This window comes from Pseudomonas sp. 4CAES_32.4 (assembly GCF_058136335.1).
In genome coordinates this window covers 3862092-3887589 of the sequence record NZ_CM176882.1, presented here as the reverse complement: position 1 = coordinate 3887589, position 25498 = coordinate 3862092, and the positions used below count along the sequence as shown (strand labels likewise).

At 60.6% G+C, this 25498-nt stretch carries 22 protein-coding genes; 6 read left to right on the top strand and 16 right to left on the bottom strand.

Features of this window, described 5'->3' with window-relative positions; genetic code table 11:
• The first annotated feature begins 5 nt into the window (after window positions 1-5).
• Entirely contained in the window at window positions 6-806 is an 801-nt protein-coding gene (locus AC3Y64_RS17400; RefSeq protein WP_489984639.1) for a sulfite exporter TauE/SafE family protein, read from the top strand.
• 43 nt (window positions 807-849) lie between these two features.
• On the opposite strand, the gene AC3Y64_RS17395 is transcribed toward AC3Y64_RS17400, so the two are convergent.
• The 6 genes from AC3Y64_RS17395 to AC3Y64_RS17370 form a co-directional block, all read right to left on the bottom strand.
• On the bottom strand, window positions 850-2130 hold the full coding sequence (locus AC3Y64_RS17395) for a TRAP transporter large permease (protein WP_489984638.1): 1281 nt from the start codon (window positions 2128-2130) through the stop codon (window positions 850-852).
• Entirely contained in the window at window positions 2130-2657 is a 528-nt protein-coding gene (locus AC3Y64_RS17390; protein ID WP_489984637.1) for a TRAP transporter small permease, read from the bottom strand. The genes AC3Y64_RS17395 and AC3Y64_RS17390 overlap by 1 nt, the downstream gene beginning before the upstream one ends.
• A 75-nt stretch (window positions 2658-2732) precedes the next feature.
• Window positions 2733-3704, bottom strand: a complete 972-nt coding sequence (locus AC3Y64_RS17385; RefSeq protein ID WP_397481279.1) for a TRAP transporter substrate-binding protein — start codon at window positions 3702-3704, stop codon at window positions 2733-2735.
• A 58-nt stretch (window positions 3705-3762) separates the two neighbouring features.
• Window positions 3763-4656 (bottom strand): SMP-30/gluconolactonase/LRE family protein, encoded by an 894-nt coding sequence (locus tag AC3Y64_RS17380; protein WP_489984636.1) that lies wholly within the window; start codon window positions 4654-4656, stop codon window positions 3763-3765.
• A gap of 30 nt (window positions 4657-4686) precedes the next feature.
• Window positions 4687-5511, bottom strand: coding sequence for an NAD-dependent epimerase/dehydratase family protein (locus AC3Y64_RS17375; RefSeq protein WP_489984635.1), 825 nt, complete (start codon window positions 5509-5511; stop codon window positions 4687-4689).
• Window positions 5512-5916: 405 nt separating this feature from the next.
• Window positions 5917-7212, bottom strand: coding sequence for an OprD family porin (locus AC3Y64_RS17370; protein WP_489984634.1), 1296 nt, complete (start codon window positions 7210-7212; stop codon window positions 5917-5919).
• A gap of 324 nt (window positions 7213-7536) precedes the next feature.
• On the opposite strand from AC3Y64_RS17370, the gene AC3Y64_RS17365 reads away from it, so the two are divergent.
• Both AC3Y64_RS17365 and AC3Y64_RS17360 read left to right on the top strand, forming a co-directional pair.
• On the top strand, window positions 7537-9192 hold the full coding sequence (locus tag AC3Y64_RS17365; RefSeq protein WP_489984633.1) for an MFS transporter: 1656 nt from the start codon (window positions 7537-7539) through the stop codon (window positions 9190-9192).
• The gene (locus tag AC3Y64_RS17360; RefSeq protein ID WP_489984632.1) at window positions 9189-10331 is read left to right on the top strand and encodes an HlyD family secretion protein; all 1143 of its coding nucleotides are present in this window, start codon (window positions 9189-9191) and stop codon (window positions 10329-10331) included. The genes AC3Y64_RS17365 and AC3Y64_RS17360 overlap by 4 nt, the downstream gene beginning before the upstream one ends.
• Window positions 10332-10450: 119 nt before the next feature.
• On the opposite strand, the gene copD is transcribed toward AC3Y64_RS17360, so the two are convergent.
• Together copD and copC are read right to left on the bottom strand one after the other, a co-directional pair.
• The gene (gene copD, locus AC3Y64_RS17355) at window positions 10451-11308 is read right to left on the bottom strand and encodes a copper homeostasis membrane protein CopD (protein WP_489984631.1); all 858 of its coding nucleotides are present in this window, start codon (window positions 11306-11308) and stop codon (window positions 10451-10453) included.
• Window positions 11309-11311: 3 nt separating this feature from the next.
• Complete coding sequence (gene copC, locus AC3Y64_RS17350; RefSeq protein ID WP_489987992.1) at window positions 11312-11674, bottom strand: copper homeostasis periplasmic binding protein CopC; 363 nt, start codon at window positions 11672-11674, stop codon at window positions 11312-11314.
• A gap of 138 nt (window positions 11675-11812) precedes the next feature.
• On the opposite strand from copC, the gene AC3Y64_RS17345 reads away from it, so the two are divergent.
• Window positions 11813-12433 (top strand): TetR/AcrR family transcriptional regulator, encoded by a 621-nt coding sequence (locus AC3Y64_RS17345; RefSeq protein WP_027613201.1) that lies wholly within the window; start codon window positions 11813-11815, stop codon window positions 12431-12433.
• Window positions 12434-12550: 117 nt separating this feature from the next.
• Here AC3Y64_RS17345 and preA read toward each other — a convergent pair whose 3' ends face one another.
• The 3 genes from preA to hydA all read right to left on the bottom strand — a co-directional run bounded on the left by preA (window position 12551) and on the right by hydA (window position 16798).
• Entirely contained in the window at window positions 12551-13825 is a 1275-nt protein-coding gene (gene preA, locus AC3Y64_RS17340) for an NAD-dependent dihydropyrimidine dehydrogenase subunit PreA (RefSeq protein ID WP_489984630.1), read from the bottom strand.
• Window positions 13826-15193, bottom strand: a complete 1368-nt coding sequence (locus AC3Y64_RS17335) for an NAD(P)-dependent oxidoreductase (protein ID WP_489984629.1) — start codon at window positions 15191-15193, stop codon at window positions 13826-13828.
• A 165-nt stretch (window positions 15194-15358) separates the two neighbouring features.
• Window positions 15359-16798, bottom strand: coding sequence for a dihydropyrimidinase (gene hydA / locus AC3Y64_RS17330; RefSeq protein WP_489984628.1), 1440 nt, complete (start codon window positions 16796-16798; stop codon window positions 15359-15361).
• A 625-nt stretch (window positions 16799-17423) separates the two neighbouring features.
• Between hydA and AC3Y64_RS17325 the strand changes: the two genes are divergently transcribed.
• Complete coding sequence (locus AC3Y64_RS17325) at window positions 17424-18908, top strand: NCS1 family nucleobase:cation symporter-1 (RefSeq protein WP_489984627.1); 1485 nt, start codon at window positions 17424-17426, stop codon at window positions 18906-18908.
• A gap of 89 nt (window positions 18909-18997) precedes the next feature.
• Entirely contained in the window at window positions 18998-20281 is a 1284-nt protein-coding gene (locus tag AC3Y64_RS17320) for a Zn-dependent hydrolase (protein ID WP_489984626.1), read from the top strand.
• A 73-nt stretch (window positions 20282-20354) separates the two neighbouring features.
• On the opposite strand, the gene AC3Y64_RS17315 is transcribed toward AC3Y64_RS17320, so the two are convergent.
• The 5 genes from AC3Y64_RS17315 to AC3Y64_RS17295 all read right to left on the bottom strand — a co-directional run bounded on the left by AC3Y64_RS17315 (window position 20355) and on the right by AC3Y64_RS17295 (window position 25489).
• On the bottom strand, window positions 20355-20564 hold the full coding sequence (locus AC3Y64_RS17315; protein ID WP_489984625.1) for a hypothetical protein: 210 nt from the start codon (window positions 20562-20564) through the stop codon (window positions 20355-20357).
• A 214-nt stretch (window positions 20565-20778) separates the two neighbouring features.
• Window positions 20779-22167, bottom strand: a complete 1389-nt coding sequence (locus AC3Y64_RS17310) for an amidohydrolase family protein (protein WP_489984624.1) — start codon at window positions 22165-22167, stop codon at window positions 20779-20781.
• Window positions 22168-22180: 13 nt separating this feature from the next.
• Entirely contained in the window at window positions 22181-23548 is a 1368-nt protein-coding gene (locus AC3Y64_RS17305) for a nucleobase:cation symporter-2 family protein (protein ID WP_489984623.1), read from the bottom strand.
• Between the two features lie 250 nt (window positions 23549-23798).
• Window positions 23799-24854, bottom strand: coding sequence for a CobW family GTP-binding protein (locus AC3Y64_RS17300; RefSeq protein ID WP_489984622.1), 1056 nt, complete (start codon window positions 24852-24854; stop codon window positions 23799-23801).
• Between the two features lie 59 nt (window positions 24855-24913).
• Window positions 24914-25489, bottom strand: a complete 576-nt coding sequence (locus AC3Y64_RS17295; RefSeq protein ID WP_489987991.1) for a UbiX family flavin prenyltransferase — start codon at window positions 25487-25489, stop codon at window positions 24914-24916.
• Between the last annotated feature and the right edge of the window lie 9 nt (window positions 25490-25498).

Below are 25498 nucleotides of genomic sequence, written 5' to 3'. Positions count from 1 at the left end.
ACCCTATGTTGCTGGCAAGTCTGTTTGGCGTGGTGATGGGGTTGGTCCTCGGTTTGACCGGGGCCGGTGGCGGCATTCTTGCGGTGCCGGCGCTGGTGCTCGGGCTAGGCTGGACGATGACGCAGGCAGCGCCGGTCGCATTGTTTGCGGTCGGCAGCGCGGCGGCGGTCGGCGCTATCGACGGTTTGCGTCATGGCCTGGTGCGTTATCGCGCGGCGCTGTTGATTGCGGCGCTGGGTGCGGTGTTTTCGCCGCTGGGGATTTACTTCGCGCATCAGTTGCCGGAAAAAATCCTTATGGTGCTGTTCAGTCTGCTGATGGTCATGGTCGCCTGGCGCATGTTGCGGCGCGAGCGTCAGCAGGCAGGGCCGAGCGATCACGGCCACGCCAGTTGGGGCCAGAAGAACTGCATGCTCAACGAAGACACCGGGCGCTTTGACTGGACCGCCAAATGCACCGCGACCCTGGCGGCATTGGGCGCAATTACCGGGGTGGTGTCCGGTTTGCTCGGCGTTGGTGGCGGCTTCTTGATTGTGCCGGCGTTCAAGCAACTGACCGATGTGCAGATGCGCGGCATCGTTGCCACGTCGTTGATGGTGATCAGTCTGATTTCGGCGATTGGCGTGATCGGCTCGTTTCACGCAGGTGTGCGGATCGACGGGCAGGGCTCGGCGTTTATCGTGGCCAGCATTGTCGGCATGATCATCGGACGCAAACTGTGCGCGCGGGTGCCGGCGCGGGCGTTGCAGGTGGGGTTTGCCAGTGTTTGTCTGGTGGTGGCGGGGTATATGTTGTTGCGGGCGTGAAGCAAAAACCGCAGCCCGTTAAGGGCTGCGATTGTTTATCGGCTTACAACACCAAATGCGGCAACCACAGCGAAATCGCCGGAACATACGTCACCAGCAGCAGCACCAGAAACAGCACCGCATAGAACGGCAGCAACGCTTTGACAGTGCTTTCAATACTCACTTTGCCCACCGCTGACCCGACAAACAGTACCGCACCCACCGGCGGCGTTATCAATCCGATCCCCAGGTTCACCAGCATGATCATGCCGAACTGCACCGGGTCGACGCCGATGCCGAGAATCACCGGCATCAGGATCGGCGTGAGGATCAGGATCAGTGGCGCCATGTCCATCACCGTGCCGAGCAACAGCAGCATGACGTTGATGCACATCAGGATCACGTAGCGGTTGTCTGACAGGGTCAGGAACAGCGTGGTGATTTTCGCCGGGATCTGCATCAGGGTCATGATGTAGCCGAAGCTCGCGGCGAAACCGATCAGGATCATCACGATCGAAATCGTCCGCACCGTGCGGTGCATCAGTTTCGGCAGCTCACGCCACTTGTAGTCGCGGTAGATGAACATGGTGACGAAGAACGCCCAGAGCACGGCAATCGCTGCCGACTCGGTCGCGGTGAAGATCCCCGAGAGAATCCCGCCGAGAATGATCACCATCGCCATCATGCCCCAGAGGGCTTCGCCGACGATTTTCAACGCCTGGCGCATCGGGATCACTTCACCCTTGGGGTAGTTGCGCTTTTTCGCGAAAATCAGGCACAGCACCATCAGGCAGGCGCTCATCATCAGGCCCGGCACGATGCCGGCCATGAACAGCGAGGCAATCGAAACCGTGCCACCGGCCGCCAGCGAATAGAGCACCGAGTTGTGGCTCGGCGGTGTCAGCAAGGCCTGCACCGAACCGCTGACGGTCACGGCGGTGGAGAAGTCGCGCGGATAACCTTTGCGCTCCATTTCCGGAATCAGCACCGAGCCCACCGACGCGGTGTCGGCCACCGACGAACCGGAGATCGCGCCGAAGAAAGTCGATGCGACGATGTTGACCAGTGACAGGCCGCCGCGCACGAATCCAACCAGCACCCCGGCACACGCCACCAACCGGCGCGACATGCCGCCCTCGGCCATGATCGCACCGGCCAGCACGAAGAACGGAATGGCCAGCAACGAGAATTTGTTCACCCCCGAAGCAACCTGGATCATCACCGCCTGGAACGGAATGTCGATCCACCATGCCCCGATCAGGGCAGCAGCACCCAGCGCGTAGGCGACCGGCATGCCGACCAGGATCAATACGATAAAACTGCCCAGCAGAATCAGAGCGTCCATTAAGCGGCACCTTCACTTTCTTCGACCAGGTCGAACTGCACGACTCGACGTTTGCTCTGGTCACCGAGCAAGAGTTTTTCGACAACGAAAATCAGTGTGAGCAAGCCGCCCAGTGGAATCGGCAAATAGGTCACGCCAACCCGCAGGTCGGGCAGGGCGGCCATGAACTGGTTCCAGGTGGACATGCACAGCTTGAAGCCCCAGATGGTCATGAAGAGGCAGATCAGGCCCATGAGCAGTTGGGAAAGAATCGACGCAGCGGATTTCAGTTGCGGCGGCATGCGGTCGGTGAGCATCGCCACGGCCATGTGCGCGCCAGCGCGATAACTGGCGGCAGCGCCGATAAAAGTGAACACCATCATCAGCAGAATCGCTGTGGGTTCCGGCCAGCTCGAACCGGTGCCCAGTACATAGCGGGCAAACACGCCCCAAGGGATCATCAGGGAAATCGCCAGGACGGAAAGGCCGGCGACCCAGATGCACGTCATGTAAATTTTGTCGTTGATACGCAGCAGCAAATTCTTCATCGGGTTCCACCGTAACCGGGCGCGCCTCGAACATCGGGCGCGTCGGGCCTTTTCATGAGTATGGAGCGGGAGGTGTTACTGAACGGCTTCGATCTTTTTGATCAGATCGGCATACGGCGCGCCGTATTTCTCCCGAACCGAGGCGGTGGCGTCGTAGAAGGGTTTCTTGTCGACGGTGATGAACTCGACGCCGGCAGCCTTGAGTTTTTCTTCGCTGGCAGCGGACTTCTTGTCCCACAGCACGCGTTCTTCAGCCTGGGCAGCCTTGGCAGCTGTTTTGACTAGCGCCTGTTGATCCGGGGTGAGTTTTTCCCAAGTGATTTTCGACATCACGATCGGCTCGGGCAGGATCAGGTGCCCGGTCAGGCTGTAGAACTTGGCGTTCTGGAAGTGGTTGTGTTCAAGCAGGGTCGGCGGGTTGTTTTCCGCGCCATCGATCACGCCGGTCTGCAGGGCGCTGAAGATTTCGCCAGTGTCCATGGCGATGCCGTTACCGCCCATGGCGTTCATCATGTCGATGAACATCGGGTTGCCCTGGACACGGATTTTCATGCCCTTGAGGTCTTCGAGTTTACGTACCGGTTTCTTGGTGTAGATGTTGCGCGTGCCGCCGTCCATCCAGGCCAGGGCCACCAGGCCGAATTCGGAGTTGGTGATTTTGCCGAGAATTTCGTCGCCTACCGGGCCGTCGATGACGTCACGCATGTGTTGCTGGTCGCGGAAGATGAACGGCATGTTGAACACGTTCACGTCCGGCACCACAGGGCCGACGATACCCAGGCTGACGCGCGACAGCTGCACCGCGCCGACCTGCATCTGCTCGATGACTTCCTTTTCCGAACCGAGCACACCGCCCGGGAAGTACTTGAAGGTCAGCTCGCCGTTGGTTTCCTTGGTCAGGGTCTTGCCCATGCTTTCTTCGGCTACGACAGTCGGGTAACCGGCGGGGTGAATGTCAGCGAATTTGAGTTCCAGCGCTTGGGCGGCACCGGCGAAGGTGAACATCAGTGGAAGTGCAGCGGCGAGCAAGGTGCGTTTGAAGTCCATGGGGGTGTCTCCAGTCTTGTTATTGTTGTGTTCAGGGCGCAGCGGTGCAGCAAGTGGGTTACAGCAAAGCGTCGAACAGTGGCTCCGGCAGGCCTTTGACGCCGGTGTTCAGGGCGAACACGCCGCCGGCCAGGGATTGCGGATCGTGGTCATCGCCGGGGCGGATCGAGGCGACGAACAAGGTGTCCATCCCGCTGCCACCGAAGGCGCACATGGTGGGTTTTTTCACCGGTACGGGCAGCGAGTAATCAAGGCGTCCGTCCGGCGTGAAGCGATGAACCAGACCGGCGTCGTTGGCGCAGATCCAGTAGCAACCGTCGGCGTCTACTGCCGCGCCGTCGGGGCGGCCGCAGTAATCGTTCATGTCGACGAAGACCCGGCGGTTCGACGGGGTGCCGGTGTCGGTGTCGTAATCGAACGCCCAAATCAGCTGCACGTTGGGGTGCGAGTCGGACAAGTACAGGGTTTTGCCGTCGGGGCTGAAGCCGAGGCCGTTGGGCACGATGAAGCCGTCGAGCTGCGCTTCGACCACCCCAGACTGCCCGGCGCCGTAACGATAGAGCCGACCCTCGGGCGCGTTCAGGCCCATGTTCAGCACCATGCTGCCCGCCCAGAATCGACCCTGACGGTCGCAGCGACCATCGTTGAGACGCATGTCTTCGCGGCTGTGCTCGACACTGGCCAGCAGCTCACTGTCGAGGCTGCCGTCGGTGTGCGGCTGCAGACGAAAGAAGCCGCTTTCCATTCCGGCGATCCAGCCGCCACGGCTGTGGCGGGCGATGCAGGCGAGCATTTCCGGGGCTTTCCAGGCATGTACGTGACCGCTGTCGGCGCTCCAGCGTTGCAGCCCGCCGTTGGGGATATCGACCCAGTACAGCGCATTTTCCTGCGGTACCCAGACCGGGCTTTCGCCCACGGCGTTGCGGGCGTCGACGATCAATTCGGCTTGCATACTCATTCCTTTGCGTCGTTGTCAGAGTGATCAGTCGCCGAACGGACCGGCCGCGACAAACGCGCCGCCCTGATAGATGCGTGCCGGGTCATCGGCAGCCGGCATCGGTTGCGCTTCGACTTTTTCACGGAACACTTCGGAGCTGTCCTTCGCTTCATAACCGAGGTGGCTGGCGAAGCGGTTGTCCCACCAGACATCCTTGTTGTCGGACATGCCGTAGACAATGGTGTGGCCGACGTTGGGCGTGTATAGCGAGTGTTCGAGCAATTGCGTGAGGTCGTCGAAGCTCAGCCAGGTGTGCATCATTCGACGGTTTTGCGGCTCGGGGAACGAGGAGCCGATGCGGATGCTGACGGTCTCGATGCCGTATCGATCGAAGTAGAAACTGGCCATGTCTTCGCCGTAGGACTTGGACAATCCGTAGTAGCCATCGGGGCGGCGGGCGGAGCTGGCGTCGAGCGGCTCGTCCTGTTTGTAGAAGCCGATCACATGGTTGGAGCTGGCGAAGATCACCCGCTTCACGCCATGTCGGCGCGCGGCTTCATAAATGTGGAAGACGCCGCAGATGTTGGCGCCGAGGATTTCTTCGAACGGACGCTCAACGGAGACGCCGCCAAAATGCAGGATCGCGTCGACGCCTTCGACCAGTTGGTGCACGGCGTGTTTGTCGGCGAGGTCGCAGACGACGATTTCTTCGCGATCATCGACCGTCGGGGCGAGGGCGGCGATGTCGGAGAGGCGCAATACATTGGCATAAGGGCGCAGGCGTTCGCGCAGAACTTTGCCCAGGCCACCGGCAGCGCCGGTCAGCAGCAGGCGATTGAATGGAGCGCGGGAGGTAGAGGTAGACGTCATGGCAATCCCTGAACACATTGTTATTAGGTTTGTTGTAGGTTGTCGTATGACTGCGCTGAAGTATCGGTAGGGTTTCCGGAACTTGTCAACGCGACTTTCGGTGTAGATGACGGATGGGCCAATGCTTTTTCCGTTCGATACTCCAATCCTGTACTTGCAATGCGATCCCTTGTGGGAGCGAGCTTGCTCGCGAATGCGGTGTGTCAATCAACACTCATGTTGAATCTGCAGCCGCCATCGCTGGCAAGCCAGCTCCCACAGGGTGCTGCCGTGAGTACAGATATCGATAATAACTTTGGTAACTGTGGGAGCTGGCTTGCCAGCGATAGGGCCGGTGCAGGCGATTTTTGCATCGACTGACACGCCGCCCTTCGCGAGCAAGCTCGCTCCCACAAGGGAAATTGCTTACAACAACGAAATCGGATAACTGATAAAGATCCGGTTCTCGTCAAACTCGTTGGTGCTGAAGTCCCGGCGAATCGTCGCGTTACGCCATTTCACGTTGAGGTTTTTCAACGGACCGCTCTGTACGGTGTAGGCCAGCTCCGACTCGCGGCCCCATTCCTTGCCGTCGGTGATGGTCCCGGTGTGCACGTTATCGCCGCTGATGTAGCGGTTCATCATGGTCAGGCCGGGGATGCCGAGGGCGACGAAGTTGTAGTCGTGGCGCAACTGCCAGGAGCGCTCCTTGGCGTTGTCATAACTGGCGTTGTAACTGTCGTTGGCCAAGGTGCCGCCGCTGGTGCCGTTGACCCGCATCCACGCGTCGTCGCCGCCCAGTTTTTGCAGGCCGACGTAGAAGGTGTTGCCGCCGTATTTGGCCGAAAGCATGGCGAACGCGGTCTTGTTGTCGAGGTCGCCGGCCTGGGCGCTGCCGTCTTCCTTGCCAGTGAAGAAACCGAGGTTGGCGCCCAGCGTCCAGTCGCCCAGCGGCTGGCTGTGGCTGAGGTTGAAATACTGTTGTTGGTAGATGTCGCTGAGTTCGGCGTACCACACGCCGACCAGGGTGCGCTTGTCGTTGAAGGTGTATTCGCCGCCGCCGAAGTTGAAGCGATCCGAAGTAAACGCGCCGCGGCCGTTCATCGACATGTCTTCCATGCTCGCATCGTTGCGCGGGCTGTTGCCGCGGAACTGGCCGCCGTAGACGGTCAGGCCATTGATCTCGGTGGAAGTGATCTGGCCACCGCGAAAGGTTTGCGGCAGTGAGCGACCATCGTCGGAGCGCAGGATCGGCAGGACTGGCATCCACTCGCCGACCTTCAGTTCTGTCTTCGACACCTTGGCTTTCAACGCCACGCCGAGACGGCCGAAGTTGTCCGCCGGACGCCCGTCATCGTGGATCGGCAACAGCTGCGTGCCGCCGGTGCCTTTGCCGCCATCAAGCTTTTGCGAATACATCCCCAGCACATCCAGACCGAAACCGACGGTGCCTTGGGTGAAGCCGGATTTGGCGTCGAGAATGAAGTTTTGCGTCCACTCTTCGGCCTTGCCCTGGGCGTTGGCCGGGTTGACGAAGTTGCGGTTGAAGTAGGCGTTGCGCAGGTTCAGCGTGGCTTTGCTGTCTTCGAGAAAGCCTTCGGCATCGGCGCTCATCGGTAGGGCGAGGGCCAGGCTGCTGCAGCCGATCAGGCTCAGGGTGGAACGCGGGCAAATAACGGAAAAGCGGGAAGGGCGGACGGAATTGCGGACGAGTGTGCTCACTGTGACGCTCCCTGTTTCGTTTATTGTTTTTATTTTTGTTATACGTCGTCGTACAACATGGTTGCGGATATTTCCTAGGTTTCCGGGGAATGTCAATAACAAGTTATACGATGACTTGGCGAACCTGAATTTCCAGTTCTCTGCCCAACCTTGTGGGAGCTGGCTTGCCAGCGATTGCGGAGTGTCATTCAACAAGGATGCTGGATGTGCCGGCGTCATCGCTGGCAAGCCAGCTCCCACAGGGGTTTGGTGGATAACAGGGGGATGAGTGTGTTGCCAGTGAATTTGCGGCAAACTTAACCACCTTCCGCACAAGGCTTTTCAATGGATCAATACGCCCCGCGCAACTGGCAACCCCACGAGAAGCCCAGTCTGCCCGGTTCTCCCTCGACGCCGTTGCACTCCAATCCCAAGCGCCTGGCCTATGCGCTGGTCGGTTTGCTGGTGGCGGTGACCGGTGGTTTGGGTAATTCGCTGGTGGTCGCCAACCTGACGTATCTGCAGGGCGCCCTCGGCGCAACCACCGCAGAAATGGCCTGGCTGCCGGCGGCGTATGTGATGACCAACGTGTCGATGAACCTGCTGTTGGTGAAGTTTCGCCAGCAGTTCGGTTTGCGCGCGTTTACCGAAGTGTTTCTGGTGCTGTATGCGCTGGTGACCTTCGGCCATTTGTTCGTCAACGACCTGAATTCGGCGGTGGCGGTGCGTGCAGCGCACGGCATGGTTGGCGCGGCGCTGAGTTCGCTGGGCTTGTATTACATGGTGCAGGCGTTCCCGGCGAAGTGGCGGATGAAGGCGCTGGTCCTCGGCCTTGGCACCTCGCAGTTGGCGTTGCCGCTGGCGCGTTTGTTCTCCGAAGACTTGCTGCAAATCGCCGAATGGCGTGGCTTGTATCTGTTCGAATTGGGCATGGCCTTGCTGTCGCTCGGTTGCGTGTTGATGCTCAAGTTGCCGCCGGGCGATCGCTTTAAAACCTTCGAAAAACTCGACTTTCTGACGTTCGCGATTCTCGCCACGGGGGTGGCATTGTTGTGCGCGGTGCTGTCGCTGGGGCGGATCGACTGGTGGCTGGAGGCGGACTGGATCGGTGTTGCCTTGGCCTCGTCCATCGCGCTGATTCTCGCCGGCCTGGCCATCGAACATAACCGCAGCAACCCGATGCTGATGACCCGTTGGCTCGGCAGCGGAACGATGATCCGCCTGGCGCTGGCGGTGACTCTGATTCGTATGGTCACCTCGGAGCAGTCCACCGGGGCGGTGGGTTTCATGCAGAACCTGAACATGGGCTACGAGCAGTTGCACAGCCTGTACGTAGTCATGCTGATTGGCAGCGTCGCGGGGCTGTTGACCAGCGCGCTGACGATCGACCCCAAGCACCTGTTGATGCCGTTGATCATCTCCCTGGGTCTGATGGCCACCGGGTCGGTGATGGACAGTTTTTCCAACAACCTGACCCGCCCGCAGAACCTGTATTTCAGCCAGTTCCTGCTGGCCTTCGGCAGCACGTTTTTCCTCGGCCCGACCATGGTTCTCGGCACGCGCAATGTGCTGACCAATCCGCGCAATCTGGTGAGTTTTTCCGTGCTGTTCGGGATCTGCAATAACCTTGGCGGCCTGCTTGGCGCCGCGCTTCTGGGAACCTTCCAGATCGTCCGTGAGAAATTCCATTCCAGTCATATCGTCGAGCATCTGGTGCTGTCCGATCCGTTGGTTGCCGCCCGGGTACAGAGCGGCGGCTCGGCGTTCGGCTCGGTGCTGGCCGACCCGAGCCTGCGCAACCTCGCCGGTATTCGCACCCTGGCCAATGCCGCTACCCGTGAGGCCAACGTGCTGGCCTATAACGACGTGTTCATGCTGATCGCCGTGATTGCGGTGCTGACCATGATCTGGCTGTCCATTCGTGCGCTGTGGCTGATGAGCACTACCAAAGCCGTCGCCCCCGCGCCATCCACACCTTCGAACGGTGCCATTTCTTCATGACCGAACCGACCACCACAACCACCCACGCTATTGCCGCCGCGCCTGAAGGCGTGGCGCCGCCGTCATCGCCGAACACCGAGCCACGTTCGCTGCGGGTGCGGATCATTTCCTCGCTGGGCTTCGCCACGATTGCCATCGTTGGCGTGTTGATCGTCTTGTATGCGTGGCAGTTGCCACCGTTCAGCAGCGCGGTCGAGACCACCGAAAACGCGTTGATTCGCGGGCAGGTGACGATCATCGGTCCGCAGCTGGCCGGTTATGTGTTTGAAGTGCCGGTGCAGGATTTCCAGTACGTGAAGGCCGGCGATTTGCTGGTGCGTTTGGACGACCGCATCTACCAGCAGCGCCTCGATCAGTCGTTGGCGCAACTGGCGGTGCAAAAGGCATCTCTGGCCAACGTGGTGCAGCAACGCAACAGCGCCGAAGCGACGATCAAATTGCGTCAGGCCGTGCAGGCCGACAGTGAAGCGCAGCTGCGCAAGAGCGAGGCCGATCTGCGCCGAAATCAGGAATTGGTGCGCGACGGTTCGGTGTCCAAACGCGAGATGGACGTGGCACTCGCAGCCAATGCGCAAAGCGTCGCAGCCGTGGCGCAGGCCAAGGCCAATCTGGAAATCGCCCGCCAGGATCTGCAAACGGTGATCGTCAATCGCGGCTCGCTGGAAGCGGCAGTGGCCAGCGCCGAAGCGGCGGTGCAACTGGCGCGGATCGATCTGTCGAACACCCGTATCGTCGCCCCGCGTGACGGCCAGTTAGGGCAAATCGGCGTGCGTTTGGGCGCCTACGTCAACTCCGGGGCGCAGTTGATGGCGTTGGTGCCAAACCAGAAATGGGTGATCGCCAACATGAAGGAAACCCAGATGGACAACGTGCGGGTCGGGCAACCGGTGCGCTTCACCGTCGATGCGTTGAACCACCGCAAATTCACCGGGCATGTGCAGCATATTTCGCCGGGGACCGGGTCGGAATTCGCCTTGTTGCAGGCAGATAACGCGACGGGCAACTTCGTCAAAATCGCCCAGCGCGTGCCGGTGCGGATCACCATTGATGCGGACCAGCAGGAAGAGGAACGGCTGCGGCCGGGAATGTCGGTGGTGGTCAGCATCGACACCGCTGCGGGCAACACCCAACCTCACTGATCAACACCGAACCCTGTGGGAGCTAGCCCTGCTAGCGATTGCGGACTGACACTCAACACCGTTGTTGTCTGACCCACCGCTATCGCTAGCAGGGCTAGCTCCCACAGTTTTAATCGGGTTCATCCAGTGATCATCGGCGGTAAGGTGCCGAGCAGGGAGACGGCGGCCACCGCACCGATGCCGAGCAGCCATTCCAGCATCACACTGCGCCTGAGCGCGCCCATCCGCTGTTCACAATCGTCGATCCGCAAACGGTTGAACAGCGCCAGACCGAGCATGGCCAAAACTAGCGTTGCCTTGATCAACAGAATCAGCGCAAACCCGCTGAACAGCGGAGTCGGCCACCACTGGCCGGTCAGTACGCGGACGTTGATCAAACCGCTGATCAGCAGCCCCGCAACCAACGCATAACCGACGCCACTGAAGCGCCGCAGCACCACCGGCATCGGTTCCGTTGGCTGGCGCAGGATCATCACCAACAGCAACAAACCACCTAGCCATGCGGCCACGCAGGTCAGATGAACGATCTGGTTGAGAATCAGCAGGTGCCCGCTCAGGCCATCGAGCATCGCCCCGTGCCCAACCGGGGCCAGCGTCGCCAGCAGCAGGGCGCTCAAGCCCAGCCGTAACGGCCGGCTTGAGCGCCATGGGCTGAACAACAACGCCGACAGCGCCGCGTTGATCAGCAAATGCCAGCGCCAGACCTGACCGAAAAATGTGTTGCCCAAGACCAGCGCCACGGTGTCGGGATCAAACGCGGCGGCAGCGGAACCGGCCATGCTCGCGGTAATCAACAACGCCCAGGCAACCCCGCTGACCAGCGCCACGGCGCTCAGCCAATGCGCCAGTCGCGCCAGGTGCCGGTCGACTTGCAGCGCTTCATCCTTGAGCAGCAACGGCCTGAACAGCCAGGCCCCGAACAGCATCAACACCACGATGAAATGCACAAAGCGGCACAGCACCAGCGCTTCACTCATGAATTACTGGCCAACCTTGAACTGATAAGCGCCTTCGCTCTTGTGCGTATCGACCGACACCGCGTGCCATTCGACCTTGTAATCGCCAGCGGTCAGCGGCGCGGCGGGGGTAACGATGAGGATTTTCTTGTCGCCTTCGGTGGTCAGTGCCTTGACGGCTACCGGAGCGCCATCCTTGGTCAATGTGACTTTGGTGAATCTGGCTTCAACGCCTTCGGAAAAGGTCAGGCGCAAATCTGCCGGGGCAGCGACGGTGCTGTCGGCGGCCGGGGTCTTGCTGTTCAGGTGGGCGTGGGCGAATACCGAGGATGCGGCAAACAGCGAGGCGAGCAGGGCAGTGGTGGTCAGGACGTTCTTGAACAGCATCGCGGATACCTCTGAGGCAGGATCGAAGAACGTCAGTTTAGCCATCCGCCCGCCTCAGTACGAAGTTTTGTTTACAGCGTTCGCCCGCGCACCAGAGCGGATGCTAGTCTTGAGCAACGTTGTTGTCAGGGAGCCCACATGGGCAATCACAAGATCGAGATTCGTCGCAGTAACGTCGAGAAAATCCTCTTGGCGGCGGAGAAAGTCTTCGCCGAAAAAGGCTTCGGCGGCACCGCCATGGCGGATATCGCCGCCGAAGTGCAGCTGCCGCGTTCCAACCTGCATTACTACTTCAGTACCAAGAGCGAGCTGTACAGCGCGGTGCTGTTCGATCTGCTGGAAGTGTGGAAACAGGACGCGCTGTGCTTCGAGATGTTCGACGACCCGCGCGTAGTGCTGAGCAGCTACATCCGCGCCAAGATGAATCACTCGCGCAGCCGCCCGTATGGTTCGAAAGTCTGGGCCAACGAAATCATCCACGGCGCGCCGACGCTGGGCGAGGCGCTGGATCTCAGCCTGTATGACTGGGCGAAAATGAAGGAAGCGAAGATTCGCCAGTGGGTCGAGGACAAGCGGATTCTGCCGGTGGAGCCGTCGAGCCTGCTGTACATGATCTGGGCGTCGACGCAGCACTATGCCGACTTTGATCATCAGGTGAATATCCTGAATGAACATCAGCCGTTGTCGGACATGCAGTTTGAGCGAGCGGTGCAGACGGTGACGAGTGTGATCCTGCGCGGGATCGGCCTGGAACCTTGAGGTTGGCAGTCGGGCTGCCGGCCCCATCGCTAGCAGGGCTAGCTCCCACAGGGAAGCGCATTTCAACTGTGGGAGCTAGCCCTGCTAGCGATGGCGGTGGTTCAGGTGCCGCTGACCTCAAGGGCTGACATGATAGGGATTGCGCGGATCATGATTCCAATCGAGAAACGGCTTGCCCGTTTCCATCGGCACCATCTCGATGCAGTCCGCCACCGGGCAGGTGATCTGGCACAGATTGCAGCCCACACATTCCTCATCGATCACTTCATATTTATGCGTGCCGTCCGCCTGCTTGAGGCTGCCGATCGCCTGGTGTGACGTGTCCTCGCAAGCAATGTGGCAACGCCCGCAACCGATGCACGCCTCCTGATCAATCTTGGCAATGACCTGATAGTTGATGTCGAGGTACTTCCAGTCCGTGGTATTGCCCACCGCACGCCCGGAAAACTCGTTGATGCTGGCGTAACCCTGGCTGTCCATCCACCGCGACAGCCCGTCCTTCATCTCCTCGACGATGCGGAAACCGTGCAGCATCGCCGCCGTGCACACCTGCACCGCGCCGCTGCCCAGCGCCATGAATTCTGCCGCGTCACGCCAACTGCCGATGCCGCCAATCCCGCAGATTGGCAAGCCCTGGGTTTCTGGATCGCGGGCTATTTCGGCAACCATGTTCAGCGCAATCGGCTTGACCGCCGAGCCGCAGTAACCGCCGTGGGTGCTCTTGCTGCCGACGGTGGGCAGGGCGACCATGTGTTCCAGGTCGACGCTGGTGATCGAGTTGATCGTATTGATCAGCGACACCGCATCGGCGCCCCCACGATGGGCGGCGCGAGCGGCGACGCGAATGTCGGTAATGTTCGGCGTCAGTTTGACGATCACCGGCAGCGAGCAATAAGTCTTGCACCAGCGCGTCACCTGCTCGACGTACTCCGGCACCTGACCGACCGCCGCGCCCATGCCGCGTTCAGGCATGCCGTGTGGGCAACCGAAGTTCAGCTCGATGCCGTCAGCGCCAGTCGCTTCCACCAGCGGCAGAATGTGTTTCCACGACTCTTCTACGCACGGCACCATCAGCGAGACGATGATTGCGCGATCCGGCCAGTCCTTCTTCACCTGAGTGATTTCGCGCAGGTTGATTTCCAGCGAACGGTCGGTGATCAGCTCGATGTTGTTGATGCCGAGGACTTCGCGGTTGTTGCCGTAGTGCGCCGAGTAACGCGACGAGACGTTGACCGCCGCCGGGTCCTCACCAAGGGTTTTCCACACTACGCCACCCCAGCCCGCTTCGAAGGCGCGGACGACGTTGTAGGCTTTGTCGGTCGGTGGCGCGGAGGCCAGCCAGAATGGATTCGGTGCTTTGATGCCGGCGAAGACTATCGAGAGATCGGCCATTTACGCAGCCTCCACGTTGAGCATCAGTTGAGCGTTGATCGCCTCGGCGGCGCGTTTGCCGTGCTGTACGGCTTGCACGGTGAGGTCTTGATCGAGGCTGGTGCAGTCGCCACCGGCATACACGCCGGGAACGCTGGTGCGCAGGTTTTCATCGACCTGAATGCGTTCGCCCTGACGCTTGAGTTCACGGGCCAGCGGGTCGGCGAGGGCACTGCTGTCGAAGGCCTGGCCGATGGCTTTGAAGATTGCATCCGCCGCCAGCTCGAAGGTTTCTCCGGTGGTTTGCAGGCGCCCGTCGACCAGATCGGTGCGAGCGAAACGCATGCCGCGCACGTGGCCTTGATCGTCGAGCAGCACTTCTTCCGGTTGTGCCCAAGTCAACAGGCGCACCTGATTGGCCTTGGCAATGTCCTGTTCGTGGCCGGTGGCGCCCATGTCAGCGGCGCCTCGGCGATACACCAGATTGACGTCGCAAGCGCCGAGGCGGGCCATTTGCACGGCCATGTCGATTGCCGTGTTGCCGGCGCCGAGGACGATGCAGCGCTCGGCCAGCGGCAGTTGCGTAAGGTCATCGGCCTGACGCAGTTCACGGATGTAATCCGTGGCAGCGAGCAGACCCGGCGCATCTTCGTGGGCCAGGCCGAGTTGTTTGCTGGCGTTGAGACCGAGGCCGAGGAACACCGCGTCGAATTGCTGATGCAGTTCGCTCAGCGTCAGGTTCTCGCCAAGCTTCTGCCCGTGGCGGATCTCGATGCCGCCGATTTGCAGGAGGAAATCCAGCTCCTTCTGCGCGTAGTCGTCGACCAGTTTGTACTTGGCGATTCCGTATTCATTGAGGCCGCCAGCCTTCTCCCGCGCTTCGAAAATCACCACGTCATGACCGTGCATGGCGCTGCGATGCGCGCAGGACAAACCGGCCGGGCCGGCACCGACCACGGCGATGCGTTTGCCGGTGGCGGCAGCACGCTGGAACGGGTGCTCGGTGAAGTGCGCGTTGTCGACGGCGTAACGTTGCAGCAGGCCGATCAGCACCGGCGCACATTCGTGGGCGTTGTTGCGCACGCAGGCTTGCTGGCAGAGGATTTCGGTCGGACAGACTCGTGCGCAACTGCCGCCGAGGATGTTTGCCGAGAGGATTTTCTGCGCCGCACCGGGGATGTTGTCTTGATGAATGTTGCGGATGAACGAAGGAATATCGATCTCGCTCGGGCACGCATTCACGCACGGCGCGTCGTAGCAATACAGGCAGCGCGAGGCTTCCAGATGCGCCTGGCGGTCATTGAGCGGCGGCGCCAGATCAGTGAAATGCCCGGCGAGGGCGGCCGCGCTTTCGTGCGGGTGGGGGAGATGGTTCAGGGTCTCGATCACGGTTTTGTGCCTCACGGTTTTTGAGGTTCTCTACCTCTGATGGGCAGTGGTTTTTTGTGTCGTTCGGGATGGCCTCATCGCTGGCAAGCCAGCTCCCACAGGGATCTATGGTGTTCACAAAACCTTGTGGGAGCTGGCTTGCCAGCGATAGGCCGAAGGCCGCTATCAGCGTTTCACGGCAACAGGCTTATGCAACTCAGCCCGCTTGCTCAGCAAATCAAACACCGCCGGGTACGCCGGGCGTTCGATGTACCGTCCGGCCCCGCGCTCGGCGCGCAGGTCGCCATCGGCCCAGACCACCCGGCCCTGGCTGACGGTATGGCTCGGCACGCCGCGCACGGTTTTGCCTTCAAAGATGTTGAAGTCCACCTGCTGATGGTGGGTCTTGGCGGAAATGGTGCGCGTACCCTGCGGATCCCACAGCACCAGATCGGCATCGGCGCCAACGCGAATCGCACCTTTGCGCGGATAGAGATTGAAGATCTTCGCAGTGTTGGTGGAGGTGAGGGCGACGAAGTCCTGCATGGAAAAACGACCGGAATTGACGCCCTCATCCCACAACAGCGCCATGCGATCTTCGATGCCAGCGGTGCCGTTGGGAATCTTGCTGAAGTCATCACGACCAGCGGCTTTTTGCTCGGCGCAGAAGCAGCAATGGTCAGTGGCGGTGGTGTGCAGATTGCCGTTTTGCAATCCGTGCCACAGCGCTTCTTGATGACCGCGCGGACGGAACGGCGGGCTCATCACGTAACCGGCAGCGGTCTGCCAGTCCGGGTGTTGATAGACGCTGTCATCGAGCAGCAAATGCCCGGCCAGCACTTCGCCGTACACCGGCTGACCCTTGCTGCGCGCATAGGTGATTTCGTCGAGGGCTTCCTTGGTTGAGACGTGTACCAGGTACAACGGCGTGCCAATGGTTTCAGCGATGCGAATCGCCCGGCTCGCCGCTTCACCTTCAACCTGCGATGGCCGCGACAGCGGATGCGCCTCGGGGCCGGTGATGCCTTGGGCCATCAACTTGCGTTGCAGGTGATACACCAGCTCGCCGTTTTCCGCATGCACGGTCGGCACGGCGCCGAGTTCCAGACAGCGCTCGAAACTCGCCACCAACGTGTCGTCAGCGGCCATGATCGCGTTCTTGTACGCCATGAAATGCTTGAAGCTGTTGATGCCGTGATGGCTGACCAGTTCGGCCATTTCTTCGCGCACCTGCTCGCTCCACCAGGTGATTGCGACGTGGAAGCCATAGTCGGATGCGGATTTTTCCGCCCAGCCGCGCCACTGATGAAACGCTTCCATCAGTGACTGCTGCGGATTGGGAATGACGAAGTCGATAATCGACGTCGTGCCGCCGGCCAGACCTGCGGCCGTGCCACTGTAAAAGTCCTCACTGGCCACGGTGCCCATGAACGGCAGTTGCATGTGGGTGTGTGGATCGATGCCGCCAGGCATCAGGTATTGGCCGCTGCCGTCGAGCACTTCGGCGCCGACGGGAATATCAAGGTTTTCACCGATGGCTTTGATCACGCCGTCAGCGCAATAGACGTCGGCGCGATAACTTTCATCATGGGTAACAACGGTGGCGCCACGGATCAACAGAGACATTCCGAGTTCCTCGCAGGCATGACCGACTTGTGCCGGTTCTAGATGTTTTATTGATGGGCAACGTTGCAGGCTGTATTCCTGTCAGCGCTGTCAGGAATAGAAACTAGTCGCAGATTTGCAATAGATCAAGATTATTTTTTATATGCTTATGACTGTTTTAAGTGCATGAAAAATAACGATAAAAATTGCAAATCACCAAAATGGTGAGGCCGTTCACCATTTTGACGCACTTGACAGGATGGAAATATGAGCAAGATTTCCTATGTGAAATCAGCCGCTTGAAGTTGAGCTGCGGCGGCGCGCTCACAATGAAAATAAATAGCGTGCACCAGTTTGAGTCCTGTCTGTTCGGACAACTTGCCAAGTGTTTAGCCTGAGCACCCAGACAAGTTTCCGCGAACTCAACCGGTGAATAATTAAAACTGATGAATATCAGAAAGTTGCAATGCGTTTAACGCTCGGCCCGATGCGCAAGCGGGGCACCCGGCACGTTTATTGATGCCGCCGCTGACACCGTGGCCGGTGCACGAAAGTTGTCAGTTCCTCCGGCCATCGTCCGGCTCGCACCCTCATGTGCCAGCCGCCTGATGAGCAAAAAAATAATCAGAAGAACAGTGGAGCGGCCATGCAACAGAACAGATCGCAAGTGACCGAGCGCGACGGCTTGTTCGAACTCGAAGCCGGCAGCGACGTCCTCGACAGTCCCCGTTACAACCACGACATGGCACCGACCAAGGTGCACGAACGAACCTGGAACAAATGGCACATCACCGCGCTGTGGGTCGGCATGTCGATCTGCGTGCCGACTTACACCCTCGGCGGCGTGCTGACGGCGTACTTCGGTTTGAGCGTTGGCGAAGCGCTGCTGGCGATTCTGTTCGCCAACATCATTGTGCTGATTCCGCTGACGCTCAACGCATTCCCTGGCACCAAGTACGGCATTCCGTTTCCGGTATTGCTGCGCTCATCGTTCGGGATTCTCGGCTCCAACGTACCGTGCCTGATCCGCGCGCTGGTGGCGTGTGGCTGGTTCGGCATTCAAACGATGTTCGGCGGGTTGGCGATTCACCTGTTTCTCGGCTCGGTGTTCGAGGGCTGGAAATCCCTCGGCGGCACGGGGGAGGTGATCGGCTTCATGGTGTTCTGGGCGCTCAACCTGTGGGTGGTGATTCGCGGCGCCGAGTCGATCAAGTGGCTGGAAACGTTATCCGCGCCGTTGCTGGTGGCGGTCGGCATCGGCCTGCTGGTATGGGCGATGCCCAATGTGTCGATGACCGAGTTGATGGCGATCCCGGCCAAGCGCCCCGAAGGTGCCAGCGTCTACGGCTACTTCGCCGCCGGACTGACGGCGATGGTCGGTTTCTGGGCCACGCTTTCGCTGAACATTCCTGACTTCAGCCGCTATGCGAAAAGCCAGAAAGACCAGATTCTCGGGCAGATCATCGGCCTGCCGCTGACCATGTTCCTGTTCGCTGCGCTGGGCGTGGTGATGACGGCCGCCTCGGTGAAACTGGTCGGTGTCACGGTGTCTGATCCGGTGACCCTGATCGGTCATATCCAGAGCCCGGTGTGGGTCGCGGTGGCGATGGCGCTGATCATCATCGCCACGCTCTCGACCAACACCGCCGCGAACATCGTCTCGCCAACCAACGACTTTCAGAACATCGCGCCCAAGGTGATCAACCGCACCAAAGCGGTGCTGCTGACCGGGTTGGTCGGGCTGGTGTTGATGGGGCATGAGTTGCTGAAAAAGCTCGGCTGGATCGTTTCCGAGGTAAGCCTGGAAAGCGTCTATTCCAACTGGTTGCTCGGTTATTCGAGCCTGCTCGGGCCGATTGCCGGGATCATGGTGGTGGACTATTTCCTGATCAAGAAACAGCAACTGGATCTGGCCGGGTTGTACCGCGATGACGTCTATCCGGCGTGGAACTGGGCTGGTTTTGTTGCGTTTGGTGTACCGGTGGTGCTGACCGTGATGTCGCTGGGCAGTGATGCGTTCAGCTGGTTTTACAGCTATGGCTGGTTCACCGGTTCGGCGCTGGGCGGGATTATTTATTACGGGTTGTGCGTGATGCGGGCGCAGCCGTCAGTTGTAAAAACAGCGGTGTGAATGAGGGCCACATCGCTGGCTTACCAGCGATGGCGGCCTCACAAACACCACAGCAACATCCATAAGAAAAGCAGCCTGAGGAGATCCCTATGAACGCAGCCGTAGACGTTCTGCAATCGACCCATCAGCACATCAACCGCGATCGCCTGTGGGCGTCGCTCATGGAACTGGCCAGGCTCGGCGCCACGGTCAAGGGCGGGGTCTGTCGCCTGGCCCTGACCGACCTCGATCGCCAGGCCCGCGACCTGTTTGTGCAATGGTGCAAGGACGCCGGATGCAGCGTCACGGTCGATGCCGTCGGCAATATTTTCGCCCGTCGCCCGGGGCGCAATCCCGACCTGCCGCCAGTGATGACCGGCAGCCACATCGATACCCAACCGACCGGCGGCAAGTTCGACGGCTGCTTTGGCGTACTCGCTGGCGTCGAAGTTTTGCGCACCCTCAACGACCTGAAAGTGGAAACCGAAGCGCCGCTGGAAGTGGTGGTCTGGACCAACGAAGAAGGCTCGCGCTTCGCCCCGTGCATGATGGGTTCGGGCGTGTTCGCCGAAAAATTCACCCTCGAAGAAACCCTCGCCAAAGTCGATGCCGACGGCGTGACAGTGGGCGAAGCGCTGAATGCCATCGGCTACGCCGGCTCGCGCAAAGTCAGCGGCCACAAGGTCGGCGCTTATTTTGAGGCGCACATCGAGCAAGGCCCGATCCTCGAAGACGAACAAAAAACCATCGGCGTGGTGCTCGGTGCGCTGGGGCAGAAATGGTTCGACCTCAAACTGCGCGGTGTCGAAGCCCACGCCGGCCCGACCCCGATGCACCTGCGCAAAGATGCGCTGGTCGGCGCCTCGGTCATCGTCGGCGCCGTCAACCGTGCCGCCCTCGGCCATCAACCTCACGCCTGCGGCACGGTCGGCTGCCTGCAAGCCTATCCCGGCTCGCGCAACGTCATCCCCGGCGAAGTGCGCATGACCCTCGACTTCCGGCATCTGGAACCGGCGCGGCTGAACTCGATGATTGCTGAAGTGAAGCAAGTCATCGAAGCCACGTGCGAAGAACATGGCCTGACTTATGAACTGACCCCAACCGCCGACTTCCCGCCGCTGTACTTCGAAAAAGGTTGCGTGGAAGCGGTACGCAGCGCGGCAAAAGGGTTGGGGTTGTCGCACATGGACATCGTCAGTGGCGCGGGGCATGACGCGATTTTCCTCGCCGAACTTGGTCCGGCGGGAATGATTTTCGTGCCCTGTGAGGGCGGTATCAGCCACAACGAAATCGAGAACGCCGCGCCGGATGATCTGGCAGCGGGCTGTGCGGTGTTGCTGCGGGCAATGCTGGCGGCATCGGCGATGGTGGCGGCCGGACAGCGTGCAGCCTGAAATCACGGCATAACCTGTGGGAGCTGGCAAGCCAGCTCCCACAGGGTTTTATTTATTCAGGTGAGTGAAGTGATCAGCCGGGGCGGTCGTTTTTACTTGCGGCACTTGTGCGCCGGTCATTGCCCTTCGGATTGCCGATATCCAGCAACCGTCTCTCCACCAACACATTCTCCAATGCCTGACGCTCGAACGGCGCCATTTGGTGTTCACGCTTTTTCAGCTCCAGCAGAATGGGGCTGGACCAAGTGCGATAGGTCTGTTCGATATTGCGACGCGCCGTCATCAGTCTCTCCTTGATCAAGAGCCCGGTATAGCTGGCAGGGGCTCAATCCGATGAGGGAGTAACGTTAGACGACAAACCCGTAAGTCGCGAATGCCCCGCTTTTTTGTGGGAGCTGGCTTGCCAGCGATAGCGGTGGATCAGTCAACACTGTATCGACTGAAAGTCCGCCATCGCTGGCAAGCCAGCTCCCACAGGGATTTCATTTGTTGCGATGTCAGTCGTCAACGTTCATTAGTTGCTGCACACCTTCCCACGCTTCGGCGCGCATGCGTTCGATGTCCAGGCCCGGAATCACGCCGTTATCGACCACAATCCTGCCGCCCACCAAGCTGTATTTCACCGTGATCGGTTCGCCCGCAACCACCGGCGCAACAGCGCTGTCGTGGAAGCCATAGAACCGAGGATGATCGAGGCTGTAGACCACCAGATCCGCCGCTTGCCCGACTTCGAGTGTGCCGACGGCGCCAAGGCCCAACACCTGCGCGCCACCCGCCGTACCCCAGTGAATGACATCTTCAGCGGTAGTCGCCGAGGCGCCTTGTTCGGCGCGGTGGATCAGCCAGGCGGTGTTGGCTTCGCCGACCATGCTTCCGGATTCGTTCGACGCTACGCCATCAACCCCCAGTGAGATCGGCATGCCGGCTTCATACATCTGCGGCACTGGCGCGACGCCGCTACCCAATCGCGCATTGCTCACCGGGCAGTGGGAGATGCCGGTGCCGGTTTGCGCGAGCATGCGGATCTCGCCCGGTTGCAGGTGTACGGCGTGGGCGAACCAGACGTCGGGGCCGAGCCATTCGTGTTCGGCGACGAATTCCACTGGCAGGCAGTTGTATTTTTCCCGGCAGAAATTCACGTAGTTCTGCGTTTCCGACAGGTGCGTGTGCAGGCGCAAACCGAGGCCGCGTGCGGTGTGGGCGAGTTCGCGCAGCAGCGTCGGCGGCAGCGAGAACGTTGGCGTGGTTGGCGCGACAACCACGCGGCGCATCGCGTCTGGAGTGTCTTGGTGATACAGCGATTTCAGCCTCTCGATATCACCGACCATTTGCTCGAGGCTTTCCGGTTGCAACGCAGTTTTCGAGAAGCCCGGATGCGCGCTCGCCGATTCCAGTGCGCCGCCTCGGCACAGGACAAAGCGCAGGCCAAATTCATCGGCCATGTCGAACAGCAAGTCGCCGGTCTCGGTGCTGCCTTGGGCGTGGTAGAGGTAGTGGTGATCGGCGCAGGTGGTGACGCCGGACAGCAGCAATTCGACCATGCCCAGCCGCGCGGCGATGCGCGCCAGTTGCGGGGTAAAGCGGTTGAGGCGCGGGTAGGGCACGCTCGCCAGCCAGCCTTGCAGATCCTGATTCAGCCCTTCGGGCACGGCTTTGAGCAGGTTCTGGAACAGGTGATGGTGGGTGTTGATCCAGCCCGGATAGACCACACAGTTGCGCGCATCGATCAGCCGTTCGCCGGGTTGCGGTTCAAGGTTCGCGGCCATTTCGGCGATGCGGCCGTTGACCACGCGAATGTCCACGGCGCCGGCCCGCGCGCGATTGCCGCGCAGGCCAGTCATCACCGCGACCGGGTTCTTGATCAGGATGTTCTGAAGTTGAGTCATGGGCAGCTCCAAACTAAAGGATGTGCGAGGCGGATTTGCTGGCGGTGGTTTCCGCCACGCTGACGCCATTCAGCGCGGCGTTGAGCAGCACCGACACCAGGCAAGCGATGACCACGCTGCTGTGCAGGAACGGCTGCGACCACTCGGGAAGTTGTTTGAACAGAGTGGGTGCGAGCACCGGCACCAGCGCGGCGGCGATGGTGAAACCGACGATCAGCACGTTGTAGCGATTGCGCTCGTAATCGACTTTGGCGAGGGTTTGAATGCCCGCCGCCGCGACTACGCCGAACATCGCAATGCCAGCGCCACCGAGGGCGGCGGTCGGCATCGAAGCGATGATCGCGCCGGCCTTCGGCACCAAGGCAATCGAGCACATCAGCAAGCCGCTGACCGCGACCACCCAACGGCTGCGCACGCCGGTGAGGATCACCAGGCCGACGTTTTCCATGAAGGCGATAAACGGGAACGCGGCGAACATCCCGGCGATGGTGCTGGCCAGACCGTTGGCACGCAGGCCGTTGATGACCTGTTTGTCTTCCACCGGTTTTTCCACGATGTCGCCGATGGCCACGAACAACCCCATCGACTCGACCATCTGCACGATCATCACCACAACCATGGTCGCGATGGGAATCAGGCTGAAAGTCGGCAGGCCGAAATAGAACGGGTAGGGCACGGTCAGCCACGGCGCTTCTTCGACGCTGTGAAAACTGCCCATGCCGAGGCCGTAGGCCAGACCGGCGCCGACCAGCATGCCGATCAGCACCGCCATGTTGCGCAGCATCGGGCTGCCATAACGGTTGACCAACAGAATCGTCAGCAACACCACCACCGCCACGCCGAGGAACGCCGGCGCGCCGAAGTTGCTCGCGTTGCGCCCGCCGCCGACCCATTCATAGGCAATCGGGAACAGCTGCAAACCGATCACGGTGACGATGCACCCGGTCACCACCGGCGGGAAAAATCGCCGCAATCGACCGACGAAGGGCGCCATCAGCATGGTGAACAATCCCGCACCGATGACCGCCCCGCAGACCCCGGCGAATCCCACTTCCGGGTTGCTGCCGATGGCGATCACAGGTCCCACGCTGCTGAACGCCACGCCTTGCAGAATCGGCAGGCGCACGCCGAATTTCCAGAAGCCGACGGTTTGCAGAAGGGTAGCGATGCCTGAGCAGAACAGCGTGGTGCTGATCAACACCACCGTGTCGGCGTGGGACATTTTCAAGGCACTGGCGACAATCAACGGCACGGCGATGGCGCCGATGTACGAGACGGCCATGTGCTGCAGGCCGAGGGTGAGCATCTGTCGCACCGGCAGAATGCGGTCGACGGGGTGCACGGTGGATGCGGTTTTTGATGGGGATGTGGCTGACGACATGGGGAAACACCTCTGGCTGTTTTTATGCGGTAGAGAGGGGTATTCGTCTGATGCCGATCAGCTCAAGAACACAGAGGAACCCTGTGGGAGCTGGCTTGCCAGCGATGGCGATTTAGCAGTCACCATTTTTATAAACTGACAGTCCGCTATCGCTGGCAAGCCAGCTCCCACAGGTGTTGTGTTGTTCAAAAGAATCAGCATCAGTCATTCGTGCTGCGAAGCCGCCATCCACCGGCTCCGATGCCTTGTTTCAGCCTGCCAGGCAGGCGGCGAAGCCCTGGTTCAGCGCCGCGCGGTCCAGGTCGCGGCCGATGAACACGATCTTGCTCGAGCGGGGCTCCGTGCCCCACGCGGTCGAGGCGCGGAATTCCACCAGGCTGTGCACGCCTTGCAGCACATAGCGCTGGTCTTCGTTCGCGACCGCGAGCACGCCTTTCATGCGGTACAGGTTGTCGGCCTGGGAGGAGCGCAGTTCGCTGATCCAGCGGTGGAACGCCATCAGGTTGACCGCGCCGTCCACGGCGATGCCCACCGATGACACGCTCGGGTCGTGTTGGTGATCCTGCTCTTCAATAGAGTGCTCAGCGTGATGGTCATGGTCGTGGTGATCGTGCTGCTCTGCGCCGATTTCCATCAGCTTCTGCGTGCATTCAAATGCGCCGATGCCGAGGATTTTCGTCAGGTCGATCTGCGCATGGGTCGAGGTCACCAGATCTGCCGTGGCGTTCAAGCCGCGGATCTTGCCGCGCAGGGTTTCCACTTCGGCGCTGCTGACCAGATCAACCTTGTTGATGACGATCCGGTCGGCGCAGACAATCTGATCCACCGCCTGATTGTCGACGCCGTCGAGTTGCAGATCCTCCAGGTGCTGGGCGATGTGCTTGGCGTCGACCATGGTCACGATCGCGTCGAGTTCGACCTCATCGGCGATCGGATCGTTGATGAAAAAGCTCTGCGCCACCGGGTAAGGATCGGCCAGGCCGCTGGTTTCAATGAGGATGTGATCGAGGCGCACCGGGCGCGCGACCAGCTCGCGAACAATGCGCACCAAGTCCTCGCGAACCTCGGCGGTGCAGCACACGCAGCCGTTGACCATCTCGTAGATTTCTTCGGTTTCGGAGCTGAGCACTAGATCGCCGTCGATACCGACCTCACCGAATTCGTTTTCGATCACGGCGATTTTGCGACCGTGGTTTTCCTTGAGGATGTAGTTGAGCAGGGTGGTTTTGCCGGCACCGAGGAAACCGGTGAGGATGGTCACGGGGATTTTGGTGTTGCGGGTTGGGGCGTTGAAGGGAGTGTTCATCTGAAGCTCCTTGACTGTGTTTTTTGCCGAAGTGCGATCAAATGTGGGAGCTAGCCCTGCTAGCGATGGCTCCCACAGGGATTGGGGTGTTCTCGCCAGCGAGTGGCGACGCCGGCATCGAGGCCGAACAGGTCGAGCACGCGACCCAGGCTGTGGTCGACCATTTGCCCCAGGCTTTGTGGACGGGCGTAAAACGCGGGCACTGGCGGGGCGATGATCCCGCCCATCTCGGTGACGGCGGTCATGTTGCGCAGGTGCGCGAGGGTCAGCGGCGTTTCGCGGGCCATCAGCACCAGGGCGCGGCGCTCCTTGAGCGTGACGTCGGCGGCGCGGCCGATCAGCCCTGACGACGTGCCGGTGGCGATCTCCGCCAACGTCCTCATCGAACACGGCGCCACCACCATCCCGAGGCAGCGAAACGAGCCGCTGGCGATCCCGGCGGCGACGTCATCGGCGCGGTGGTAATGACTCGCCAGCGCGGTGACGTCGGCGAGTTTGTAGTCGGTCTCGTGGGCCATGGTCAGCAGCGCGGCGCGACTGATGATCAGGTGGCTTTCGATCTCCAGCTCGGCGAGCAATTGCAGGAGGCGCACGCCGTAGATGAAGCCGGACGCGCCGCTGATGCCGACCACCATCCGTTGCCG

Coding starts and splice junctions, on each gene's coding strand:
- AC3Y64_RS17400 (WP_489984639.1), top strand. CDS start 6: ATGTTGCTGGCAAGTCTGTTTGGCGTGGTGATGGGGTTGGTCCTCGGT.
- AC3Y64_RS17395 (WP_489984638.1), bottom strand. CDS start 2,130: ATGGACGCTCTGATTCTGCTGGGCAGTTTTATCGTATTGATCCTGGTC.
- AC3Y64_RS17390 (WP_489984637.1), bottom strand. CDS start 2,657: ATGAAGAATTTGCTGCTGCGTATCAACGACAAAATTTACATGACGTGC.
- AC3Y64_RS17385 (WP_397481279.1), bottom strand. CDS start 3,704: ATGGACTTCAAACGCACCTTGCTCGCCGCTGCACTTCCACTGATGTTC.
- AC3Y64_RS17380 (WP_489984636.1), bottom strand. CDS start 4,656: ATGCAAGCCGAATTGATCGTCGACGCCCGCAACGCCGTGGGCGAAAGC.
- AC3Y64_RS17375 (WP_489984635.1), bottom strand. CDS start 5,511: ATGACGTCTACCTCTACCTCCCGCGCTCCATTCAATCGCCTGCTGCTG.
- AC3Y64_RS17365 (WP_489984633.1), top strand. CDS start 7,537: ATGGATCAATACGCCCCGCGCAACTGGCAACCCCACGAGAAGCCCAGT.
- AC3Y64_RS17360 (WP_489984632.1), top strand. CDS start 9,189: ATGACCGAACCGACCACCACAACCACCCACGCTATTGCCGCCGCGCCT.
- copD (WP_489984631.1), bottom strand. CDS start 11,308: ATGAGTGAAGCGCTGGTGCTGTGCCGCTTTGTGCATTTCATCGTGGTG.
- copC (WP_489987992.1), bottom strand. CDS start 11,674: ATGCTGTTCAAGAACGTCCTGACCACCACTGCCCTGCTCGCCTCGCTG.
- AC3Y64_RS17345 (WP_027613201.1), top strand. CDS start 11,813: ATGGGCAATCACAAGATCGAGATTCGTCGCAGTAACGTCGAGAAAATC.
- preA (WP_489984630.1), bottom strand. CDS start 13,825: ATGGCCGATCTCTCGATAGTCTTCGCCGGCATCAAAGCACCGAATCCA.
- hydA (WP_489984628.1), bottom strand. CDS start 16,798: ATGTCTCTGTTGATCCGTGGCGCCACCGTTGTTACCCATGATGAAAGT.
- AC3Y64_RS17325 (WP_489984627.1), top strand. CDS start 17,424: ATGCAACAGAACAGATCGCAAGTGACCGAGCGCGACGGCTTGTTCGAA.
- AC3Y64_RS17320 (WP_489984626.1), top strand. CDS start 18,998: ATGAACGCAGCCGTAGACGTTCTGCAATCGACCCATCAGCACATCAAC.
- AC3Y64_RS17315 (WP_489984625.1), bottom strand. CDS start 20,564: ATGACGGCGCGTCGCAATATCGAACAGACCTATCGCACTTGGTCCAGC.
- AC3Y64_RS17310 (WP_489984624.1), bottom strand. CDS start 22,167: ATGACTCAACTTCAGAACATCCTGATCAAGAACCCGGTCGCGGTGATG.
- AC3Y64_RS17305 (WP_489984623.1), bottom strand. CDS start 23,548: ATGTCGTCAGCCACATCCCCATCAAAAACCGCATCCACCGTGCACCCC.
- AC3Y64_RS17300 (WP_489984622.1), bottom strand. CDS start 24,854: ATGAACACTCCCTTCAACGCCCCAACCCGCAACACCAAAATCCCCGTG.
- AC3Y64_RS17295 (WP_489987991.1), bottom strand. CDS start 25,489: ATGGTGGTCGGCATCAGCGGCGCGTCCGGCTTCATCTACGGCGTGCGC.